The organism is Paenisporosarcina sp. TG20 (assembly GCF_000286315.1).
GTDB lineage: Bacteria > Bacillota > Bacilli > Bacillales_A > Planococcaceae > Paenisporosarcina.
Genome location: NZ_ALJG01000200.1, coordinates 1 through 8,995, shown reverse-complemented (window position 1 = coordinate 8,995; position 8,995 = coordinate 1). Strand labels below are relative to the sequence as shown.

The 8,995-nt window shown below is 37.9% G+C and carries 10 protein-coding genes and 9 tRNA genes; all 19 read left to right on the top strand.

Features of this window, described 5'->3' with window-relative positions:
• The first annotated feature begins 213 nt into the window (after positions 1 to 213).
• The 19 genes from B371_RS0103790 to B371_RS0103700 all read left to right on the top strand — a co-directional run bounded on the left by B371_RS0103790 (position 214) and on the right by B371_RS0103700 (position 8,959).
• On the top strand, positions 214 to 1,044 hold the full coding sequence (locus B371_RS0103790; RefSeq protein ID WP_019412974.1) for an RsbT co-antagonist protein RsbRA: 831 nt from the start codon (positions 214 to 216) through the stop codon (positions 1,042 to 1,044).
• A complete protein-coding gene (locus tag B371_RS0103785) occupies positions 1,041 to 1,403 on the top strand; it encodes an STAS domain-containing protein (RefSeq protein ID WP_019412973.1) in 363 nt (120 codons plus the stop codon). The genes B371_RS0103790 and B371_RS0103785 overlap by 4 nt, the downstream gene beginning before the upstream one ends.
• 2 nt (positions 1,404 to 1,405) lie before the next feature.
• A complete protein-coding gene (locus B371_RS0103780) occupies positions 1,406 to 1,807 on the top strand; it encodes an anti-sigma regulatory factor (protein WP_019412972.1) in 402 nt (133 codons plus the stop codon).
• An 11-nt stretch (positions 1,808 to 1,818) separates the two neighbouring features.
• A complete protein-coding gene (locus B371_RS0103775) occupies positions 1,819 to 2,823 on the top strand; it encodes a PP2C family protein-serine/threonine phosphatase (RefSeq protein WP_019412971.1) in 1,005 nt (334 codons plus the stop codon).
• A 76-nt stretch (positions 2,824 to 2,899) separates the two neighbouring features.
• A complete protein-coding gene (locus B371_RS0103770) occupies positions 2,900 to 3,244 on the top strand; it encodes an anti-sigma factor antagonist (protein WP_019412970.1) in 345 nt (114 codons plus the stop codon).
• Positions 3,231 to 3,701 (top strand): anti-sigma B factor RsbW, encoded by a 471-nt coding sequence (rsbW, locus tag B371_RS0103765; RefSeq protein WP_019412969.1) that lies wholly within the window; start codon positions 3,231 to 3,233, stop codon positions 3,699 to 3,701. Before B371_RS0103770 ends, rsbW begins: the two co-directional genes overlap by 14 nt.
• A complete protein-coding gene (sigB, locus tag B371_RS0103760; protein ID WP_019412968.1) occupies positions 3,679 to 4,461 on the top strand; it encodes an RNA polymerase sigma factor SigB in 783 nt (260 codons plus the stop codon). Before rsbW ends, sigB begins: the two co-directional genes overlap by 23 nt.
• Positions 4,461 to 5,060, top strand: coding sequence for a PP2C family serine/threonine-protein phosphatase (locus tag B371_RS0103755; RefSeq protein WP_019412967.1), 600 nt, complete (start codon positions 4,461 to 4,463; stop codon positions 5,058 to 5,060). The genes sigB and B371_RS0103755 overlap by 1 nt, the downstream gene beginning before the upstream one ends.
• 196 nt (positions 5,061 to 5,256) lie before the next feature.
• The gene (locus B371_RS0103750) at positions 5,257 to 7,425 is read left to right on the top strand and encodes a Tex family protein (RefSeq protein WP_019412966.1); all 2,169 of its coding nucleotides are present in this window, start codon (positions 5,257 to 5,259) and stop codon (positions 7,423 to 7,425) included.
• 53 nt (positions 7,426 to 7,478) lie between these two features.
• Positions 7,479 to 7,937, top strand: a complete 459-nt coding sequence (locus B371_RS0103745) for a SprT family protein (protein ID WP_019412965.1) — start codon at positions 7,479 to 7,481, stop codon at positions 7,935 to 7,937.
• A gap of 86 nt (positions 7,938 to 8,023) precedes the next feature.
• Positions 8,024 to 8,098: transfer RNA gene (locus B371_RS0103740), tRNA-Asn, on the top strand.
• Between the two features lies 1 nt (position 8,099).
• Positions 8,100 to 8,174 (top strand) — tRNA-Glu (locus B371_RS0103735).
• Between the two features lie 117 nt (positions 8,175 to 8,291).
• Positions 8,292 to 8,368: transfer RNA gene (locus B371_RS0103730), tRNA-Met, on the top strand.
• 3 nt (positions 8,369 to 8,371) lie between these two features.
• Positions 8,372 to 8,447: transfer RNA gene (locus B371_RS0103725), tRNA-Asp, on the top strand.
• A gap of 9 nt (positions 8,448 to 8,456) precedes the next feature.
• Positions 8,457 to 8,531, top strand: a tRNA-Gln gene (locus B371_RS0103720).
• Between the two features lie 17 nt (positions 8,532 to 8,548).
• A tRNA-Lys gene (locus tag B371_RS0103715) sits at positions 8,549 to 8,621 on the top strand.
• A gap of 64 nt (positions 8,622 to 8,685) precedes the next feature.
• Positions 8,686 to 8,771: transfer RNA gene (locus tag B371_RS0103710), tRNA-Leu, on the top strand.
• A gap of 8 nt (positions 8,772 to 8,779) precedes the next feature.
• Positions 8,780 to 8,856 (top strand) — tRNA-Arg (locus tag B371_RS0103705).
• A 29-nt stretch (positions 8,857 to 8,885) separates the two neighbouring features.
• Positions 8,886 to 8,959: transfer RNA gene (locus B371_RS0103700), tRNA-Gly, on the top strand.
• Positions 8,960 to 8,995 lie beyond the last annotated feature (36 nt).

Sequence of the window (8,995 nt, the reverse complement as noted above, 5' to 3'; positions counted from 1 at the left end):
GTTGGCCTGAGGAGGCTCACGGACCGCCCGCGGAAAGCGTCCGCCTGTAACGGAAATCATAACCGGAAACCAAAGTTGATACTATGTTCTTGCTTAAAGGACCGGGAGCACTTTGCCCGGTTTTTCTTATTATATTTAAATAAAGTGTTAAATAGTCGGGTTTCAGATAGAATAGTAAGTATATAATGGTTTTAAGGAGGTTTCACTAGAAAAATGAAAAATCAAATGGCTATATTCATTCGAGACAATCAAGATGAAATATTAGGTAAATGGCAAGAACTGATGAAAAACGACTCAGAGGAACTCTTTTTCCAAGTAATATCTCAAGCTGTCATCGTTAAAACAAGTCGTGAATTTTCTGAGTTAATGATTTCTAATCTTGTAGAAAATGAAAATAACTATGAGTATCGCTTAAACGAATTTACCAACAAAGTGGTGCGCTTTGGTTGGTCCATTCTCTTCATCATGAAAGCGATCAATCATTTTGCCAACGTCGTATTTGAAATGTTAGAAGAAAAAGAAATTATAACAGAACAAAATACGAAAGAGTATATTTCTATATTCTCAAATTGGATTACACCAATGCGCAATGGAATCGTTGAAAAACATGAAGAAAAATGGGAACTTACATTTAAATTACAAAAAAATGTGTTGCAAGAACTTTCAGCATCATTAATTCCTGTTTTCGATAAAATATCAGTTATGCCACTTGTTGGTTCGATTGACACAGAACGGGCGAAATTAATCATGGAAAACTTACTGGAAGGAGTAGTGAAACATAGAGCAGAGGTAGTATTACTAGATATTACAGGTGTGCCTGTTGTCGACACGATGGTTGCGCATCACATAATTCAGGCAGCAGATGCAGTGCGTTTAGTAGGAGCTAAGTGTATGGTCGTAGGAATTCGTCCTGAAATTGCACACACAATGGTCGATTTAGGTGTTGACATAAAAGGTTTCACAACAACGAGTACGTTGCAGCGTGGAGTCGAACAAGCATTAGCTCTGACAAATCGTAAAATCGTGGAGGTGAAAGAGGTTTGAAATTACGTATCCCGATTTTGAAATTAAAGGACTGTCTAATTGTTTCTGTACAATGGGAATTAGAAGATCAAACTGCGCTTCAATTTCAAGAAGATTTACTAAACAAAATCCATGAAACTAGTGCTCGCGGTGTTGTAATTGATTTAACACCAATCGATTTTATTGATTCCTTTATCGCTAAAGTTTTGGGTGATGTTATCAGTATGTCTAGCTTAATGGGTGCAAAAGTTGTTATAACAGGAATCCAACCAGCAGTTGCCATCACACTAATAGAATTAGGGATTCGATTAGAAGATGTTATGACCGCGTTAGACCTTGAGAACGGTCTTGAAAAACTCCAAAGAGAATTGGAGGCTTAATTATGGGAACAAGGTCTTCTGTAGTAATTTTATCAGAATGGGACATTGTTGCTGCAAGGCAACTTGGTCGGAATGAAGCAAGAGAAGTTGGATTTGGAACAGTTGATCAAGCACGTATTACAACAGCCATTAGTGAACTTGCTCGAAATATATATATTTATGCTGGTAAAGGAAAAATTGAAATTGAAAGAATATCAGAACGTGGATCAATTGGCATTATCATTACCGCATCAGACGAAGGTCCAGGAATTCCGGATGTTAGAAAAGTGATGGAAGACGGCTTCTCAACCTCTGGTGGATTAGGCGCAGGGGTGCCTGGGGTAAGACGGTTAATGGATGATTTTAAATTAGATACAGTTTTAGGAGAAGGAACCATTATTAAAGCGACGAAATGGATTCGCTAGGAGGACACAGAATGCCTCAAAAAATAGAGTGGCAATACAAGGAAATTTTACGTCAATACTTAATGAGTCAAACCGAGGAAAATTTATATGCTGGCCAAAATTTAAGTCGACAACTAATCAAAAAGAATATTGCTCCTGAAGAAGTAATTAGTATTCATAAGGGAGCACTAGAAAATATGTTTCCGGAGTTGCCAATGAATGTATGGAATTCATTCGATTTACTAATTGAAATGATGATTCGCTATGGCCTAGCTCTGTCTGAACATCAAAATTTAATTCAACAACAAGAAGAAATGAATATAGAAATCGACTTAGCGGCTAATGTGCAAAGTACATTATTGAAAACAACTGTTCCGAAAGTTAACGGTCTTGAGATTGGTCTCATAACTGTACCAGCCCGAAAAATGAACGGAGATTATATCTACTTTCTCAGTGATAATATTAACAATGCTGGAGTCGCTGTTGCAGATGTCATCGGTAAAGGTATTCCAGCCGCTCTATGTATGTCTATGATTAAATATGGCATGGACAGCTTGCAGGATGCAACTACAGATCCAAAAAGAGTATTAGATATCATCAATCGTATCGTTGAAAAAAGTGTTAATAATGATATGTTTATATCCATGTTTTACGGTCGTTATAATGTGAAAGAATCTATCTTTACATTCGCTTCTGCTGGTCATGAACCCGCACTTTTTTACAATGCAAATAAAGATGATTTTACCGAATTACATACAAAAGGCCTATTATTAGGTGTTGTTCCAAATGTTACATATAAGCAAAACGATGTGAAGATGGAAAATGGTGATTTTGTCGTTATGATGACAGACGGGGTAACTGAATGTCGAACTGAAGACGGCTTTATTGAACAAGAAATTATTATTTCATTAATCCATTCTGTGCGTTTTGAACCTGCTCAAACGATAGTGGATACTGTGTACAAGGAACTAGAAAAGATGCAAAATTTTGAACTACGTGATGACTTTACACTAGTAATTTTCAAAAAAGTTATATAAAATGTTTTAAAAAAATCTTTAGGTGGTATTGAGTGAGTATAAGAAATGGAAAAAGTTTATGAACGGGGTGTATTTGATGAATATTGAAGTAGTTTTAAAAGAAGAAGAAAACTTTTTAAAAGCTTTTATCGGTGGGGAAATTGATGTACTTACTGCACCAATACTACGTGAAAAATTAACGTCAGTTCAGTTAAAAGAGGGCATGCATGCTGAATTAAATTTATCTGACGTGTCATATATGGATAGTACAGGACTAGGTGTCATTGTTGCTTTTTTTAAAAATATTAATGCGAAAAATGGTCATGTTAAGTTAACTGGACTTTCGGCGCGTTTAAAACGACTATTTGATATTACAGGCCTTGGAGAAATTATGGATATTGAGACAGACGTTAAGGTGGAAAAGAATTATGAAACCATTTGATTATGTAGAAATTCGTGTTCCTGCAAAACCTCAATATGTTGGTGTTGCCCGCTTAACGATATCGGGGTTAGCAAGCCGTATTGGTTTTACTTATGATGATATTGAAGATTTAAAAATTGCCTCTTCTGAAGCGATTACCAACGCAGTACAACATGCTTATAATGAAGCAGATGGAGGTGAAATAGTTGTTGGGTGTGCACTTTACCCTGACAAGATTGAAATCATGGTTGCAGATCATGGAAAAAGCTTCAACTTTGAAGAAACTAAAGAAAAGGTCGGTCCTTACAACGAACAACAAGAAGTGCAATTTTTACGTGAGGGTGGACTTGGATTATATTTGATCGAGACATTAATGGATGAAGTAAAAGTCCATCATCAAGAAGGTGTAACAGTCTTTATGACGAAATATGTCGAAGAAAAGCGGGTGGAAGATAATGTCGAAAATATCTCCTCCTAGCTATGAAACAAAAGAACAGGTTTTAGAATGGATTAAAGCGTATCAAGAAACAGAAGATAAGGAAGCACAAACCAACTTAGTGTTAAATTATCAGCGTTTAGTGGAGTCAATTGCACGCAAATATTCAAATGGGAAATCGTATCACGAAGATATTGCTCAAGTGGGGATGTTAGGTTTACTTGGTGCAATTCGACGATATGACCCGGAATTTGGACGGACGTTTGAAGCATTTGCTGTGCCAACAATTATTGGCGAAATTAAACGTTTTTTACGTGATAAAACTTGGGCTGTACATGTCCCACGTCGTATTAAAGAGTTAGGACCACGTATCAAATCATCTGTTGGGGTACTAACGACAGAACTTCAACGCTCGCCTACAGTTTTTGAAATTTCGGAACACCTCGATGTTGATGAAGATGATGTTTTAGAAGCGATGGAAATGGGCAGAAGCTATCAAGCTCTGTCAATGGATCACTCTCTTGATTCAGATTCAGACGGCAGTAGTATCACTTTATTTGACGTTATTGGGAAACAAGATGATGGATACGAGAAAACAGATCAGCGGATGTTAGTAGCGAATGCACTAAGTGTTCTTTCCGAACGCGAAAAACAAGTCATTCAATATACATATATTGATCAATTAAGCCAAAAAGAAGCGGGCGATAAACTTGATATCTCACAAATGCATGTTTCCCGATTACAACGTAAAGCCATTAAAAAACTACAAGAAGCCATATTAGCTGCTGGAGGAGTTTCCTAATGGAGTCCATTCACCACCCCAACTTAGAAGTGTTTGTCTACCAAGAAGCGAAAAAGGGAAATATAGAGTCTGGAGATTCATACTTCACCTATATGAATGAAGACTACTTTTTGTGTGCTATTGCTGACGGTTTAGGTAGTGGACCTATTGCTAGACAGTCGTCTGAAATCATTCCCATGATCTTAGCTGAATATCATCATGAATCGCTTGATGATTTGTTATTAAGATGCAATGTATTGATGTTTAAAAAACGTGGTGCTGCAGTTGCAATTTTTAAAGTGAATTTTTCATCTAAAATAATTCAATATAGTTGTGTAGGAAATATTAAGTTTTATATGACTCGTGAAAATGACGATAAAATGATTTATCCGCTACCGGTAATGGGCTATTTATCGGGACGACCTCAAAAGTTACGTACTCAAAGTTATACTTATCAACCTGGTGACTTATTTTTGTTCCATTCGGACGGTGTTGAATTACGAAATCCTAAAAGTACGATGAGAAATAGTTCGGGAGCATATGATTTGCATAATACTTTAATTCGAACTATTGAACACGGTGACGATGCAACATTTATAACCGGTAGCTTGCTTCAATAAATAGGAGCAAGCTTTTTTGATTTTATAAACTGTAAAATAATGGATGTTCAATAGAAAAAAGGTTGGGCATTACTTTACCAGGATGGTTATTCATTAAATGATAGAAGTACAAAGATTTAGGATACCCAAGAACTCGGTGTGTATGGTAGTTTTGTATTATGTTAAAATAGTGGAATGTATAGAAAGGATGAGTCCTATGGATCCAAAACAAATGATGCAACAAATTGCCAAAGAGACTAATGTAAGAACAGCGCAAGCTCAACAAGTCATTAATTTACTTGAAGAAGGAAATACAGTTCCTTTCATCGCGCGCTATCGAAAAGAAGCAACTGGCTCTTTAGATGAAGTCCAAATAAAAGCAGTAGAGGATCGTTACCGTTATATACAACAAATAGAACAGCGTAAAGAAGAAGTTTTACGCTTAATAGACGAGCAAGGAAAACTCACTGAGGAGTTAACTAATGCTATACAAGCAGCATCTGTTCTACAAAGGTTGGAAGACTTATATCGACCTTATAAACAAAAACGTAGAACGAAAGCAACCATCGCAAAAGAAAGAGGGCTAGAACCTTTAGCGAATCTTTTATTTAGTTTTTCAAAAATACAAATTGAGGAACTTGCACAAGATTTCGTGAATGAAGAATTGGAAGTACTGGATATTGAAACTGCATTACAAGGTGCGCGAGATATTTTAGCAGAACAATTTGCAGACGATGCAAAGATTCGTGAAAAAATTAGAAACTTAACACGTGCCGAAGGATCTATATTATCCACTTTGAAAAAACAAAGTAACGATGAAAAAAGTGTCTTTGAAATGTATTACGATTACACGGAACCAGTAAAAAAAATCGTGCCTCACCGAGTTCTAGCTTTAAATCGTGGAGAGAAAGAAGAAATTTTGAAAGTCAGTTTACAAGCACCGATTGATCGAATTTTAAGTGTTATGCGTGATGAATGGGTCCCGACTTATAGTTCTTCACCAAGTATTTCACAAGTGAAGGAAGCAATCGATGATTCTTATAAACGATTAATTGCACCTTCTATTGAACGTGAACTGCGGGCTGAACTAACAGAAAAGGGAGAAACCCAAGCAATCCATATATTCTCTGAAAATTTAAGGAACTTGTTATTACAACAACCATTAAAAGGAAAAGTGGTACTAGGTGTAGATCCCGCATATCGAACAGGTTGCAAATTAGCGGTTGTGGACGATACAGGAAAACTCCAAGAAGTGTCTGTAATTTATCCGCACCCACCGCAATCGAATAAAGAACAATCTAAGAAGACTGTATTAGATGTATTAAAACGCTATCCGATTTCAATTATTGCGATTGGCAATGGTACGGCCTCTCGTGAAACGGAACAATTTATTGCGGAATGTCTAAAAGAAGAAGAACGAGAGATTGCCTATGTTATTGTTAATGAAGCTGGAGCAAGTGTATATTCTGCTTCGGAAAACGCGAGATCAGAGTTTCCGAATCTTCAGGTTGAACAGCGTAGTGCAGTTTCAATTGCTCGACGACTACAAGATCCACTTTCTGAATTAGTGAAAATTGAGCCGAAGGCCGTGGGGGTTGGTCAGTATCAACATGACGTTTCCCAAAAGAAATTAAATGATTCTTTAACATTTATAGTAGAAACAGCAGTCAACCAAGTCGGGGTGAATATTAACACTGCGTCAGCATCATTGTTACAATATGTATCTGGTTTATCAAAGACTGTAGCTGAAAATGTCATTATTATGCGTGATGAAAACGGTAAATTTACGTCTCGTACACAACTGAAAAAGATTCCTCGATTAGGTGCAAAAACCTATGAGCAAGCTATTGGTTTTTTACGGATACCGGAAGCGAAAAACCCATTTGATGCTACTGGTATACACCCGGAAAGCTATCAAAATGCAGAAGAAGTGCTGAAATCAGTCGGATTAACAAAAGCGCAAATAGGAACGAAGGAAGCTGAGTTTGCTCTTAGTGAGTTAAATCTTAAAGAGTTAAGTGAACAATTAGGTATGGGAGAAATCACTTTACGAGATATCGTTGACACATTAAAAAGACCAACTCGTGATCCTCGAGAACAATTTCCACAACCACTGTTGAAAACGGATGTTCTTCAAATGGAAGACTTAGAAAGTGGGATGGAGCTACAAGGGACAGTTCGTAATGTGGTCGATTTTGGTGCATTTGTAGATATAGGTGTAAAACAAGACGGACTTGTGCACATTTCTAAATTAAAAAAAGGATTTGTAAAACACCCACTTGATGTTGTGGCACTTGGAGACATTGTCACTGTCTGGGTAGAACAAATTGAAAAGACAAAAGGGCGCATTGCATTAACAATGCTATCTCCCGTAAAACAAAACTAACATGGAGCCTACCTATTATAGGTAGGCTTTAAAGTATTCAAAGGATGGATTGCATGACAAACGAAGAACTACAACAACTCATAATGAAAATCTCAGAAAATGTCTTTAATAAACCATTTGTACATGACGCGTACTTTAATGCCCGACTCATAACAACGGGTGGCCGATATATGTTACAAACTCATCACATCCAAATTAACCCCAAATCACTAGAATGTTATGGAATGGAAGAGCTTGAAGGGATTATCCGACATGAACTGTGTCACTACCATTTACATATAGAAGGAAAAGGATACAAACACCGAGATAGAGATTTTAGGGAATTATTAAAAATGACTAATTCTCCAAGGTTTTGCGCAAACTTGGAATCCACCAAGAAGAAAAGGCGAAGAATCCAACATGTATACGGTTGTATTTCTTGTGGGCAACTTTATAGAAGGAAAATCCGTATAAACACCACAAAGTACCGTTGTGGCAAGTGTTCAGGACAATTATCAAAATTAGAGTTATAATTTTAATAACAAATTGACCCAAAGGGGTTGACGAAGTCGATTCAACTCTTTATAATAGGGAAAGTCGATTAGTTACATAACATTATTCCGAAGTAGCTCAGTGGTAGAGCACCGCACTGTTAATGCGATGGTCGTAGGTTCGAGTCCTACCTTCGGAGCCATGGCCCCTTGGTCAAGCGGTTAAGACACCGCCCTTTCACGGCGGTAACACGGGTTCGAATCCCGTAGGGGTCACCAACCTTTCTTTTCTTTTGAAGGAAGTATGTTATACTCAATACTCACTAATTGTTGTCATGAGTAAAATGAAAAACTCACGTTAGTGTTTATAACAGTAAGTTAAACTAATTTTATTATCGCGGGGTGGAGCAGTTCGGTAGCTCGTTGGGCTCATAACCCAAAGGTCGCAGGTTCAAATCCTGCCCCCGCAACCAAATGGTCCCGTGGTGTAGCGGTTAACATGCCTGCCTGTCACGCAGGAGATCGCCGGTTCGATCCCGGTCGGGACCGCCATTTTTTTATTGGGGTATAGCCAAGCGGTAAGGCAACGGATTTTGATTCCGTCACGCCCTGGTTCGAATCCAGGTTCCCCAACCATTTTTTATTAAGTTTGCGAGCCATTAGCTCAGTTGGTAGAGCATCTGACTTTTAATCAGAGGGTCGTAGGTTCGAATCCTACATGGCTCATCATTTTCCTCATTGACTTCTTTGTTTTAACATGGTACAATAATTCTTGTTGTTAAAATACAAAGCGGTCGTGGCGGAATGGCAGACGCGCTAGGTTGAGGGCCTAGTGGGAGAAATCCCGTGGAAGTTCGACTCTTCTCGGCCGCACCAAGCAACTAGCGCCCGTAGCTCAATTGGATAGAGCGTCTGACTACGGATCAGAAGGTTGTGGGTTCGACTCCTGCCGGGCGCGCCAATAACTTCCTTTCATAATTTTATAATAACGCGGGTGTAGTTTAGTGGTAAAACCTCAGCCTTCCAAGCTGATGATGAGAGTTCGATTCTCTTCACCCGCTCCATATAACCAAAACCAAGTGAACCTTGAAAACTGAACA

Bases quoted from the DNA above. Each gene is read 5' to 3' on its own strand.
- B371_RS0103780 (WP_019412972.1), top strand. From the start codon at position 1,406: ATGGGAACAAGGTCTTCTGTAGTAATTTTATCAGAATGGGACATTGTT.
- B371_RS0103775 (WP_019412971.1), top strand. From the start codon at position 1,819: ATGCCTCAAAAAATAGAGTGGCAATACAAGGAAATTTTACGTCAATAC.
- B371_RS0103750 (WP_019412966.1), top strand. From the start codon at position 5,257: ATGGATCCAAAACAAATGATGCAACAAATTGCCAAAGAGACTAATGTA.
- rsbW (WP_019412969.1), top strand. From the start codon at position 3,231: ATGAAACCATTTGATTATGTAGAAATTCGTGTTCCTGCAAAACCTCAA.
- B371_RS0103755 (WP_019412967.1), top strand. From the start codon at position 4,461: ATGGAGTCCATTCACCACCCCAACTTAGAAGTGTTTGTCTACCAAGAA.
- B371_RS0103770 (WP_019412970.1), top strand. From the start codon at position 2,900: ATGAATATTGAAGTAGTTTTAAAAGAAGAAGAAAACTTTTTAAAAGCT.
- B371_RS0103790 (WP_019412974.1), top strand. From the start codon at position 214: ATGAAAAATCAAATGGCTATATTCATTCGAGACAATCAAGATGAAATA.
- sigB (WP_019412968.1), top strand. From the start codon at position 3,679: ATGTCGAAAATATCTCCTCCTAGCTATGAAACAAAAGAACAGGTTTTA.
- B371_RS0103745 (WP_019412965.1), top strand. From the start codon at position 7,479: ATGACAAACGAAGAACTACAACAACTCATAATGAAAATCTCAGAAAAT.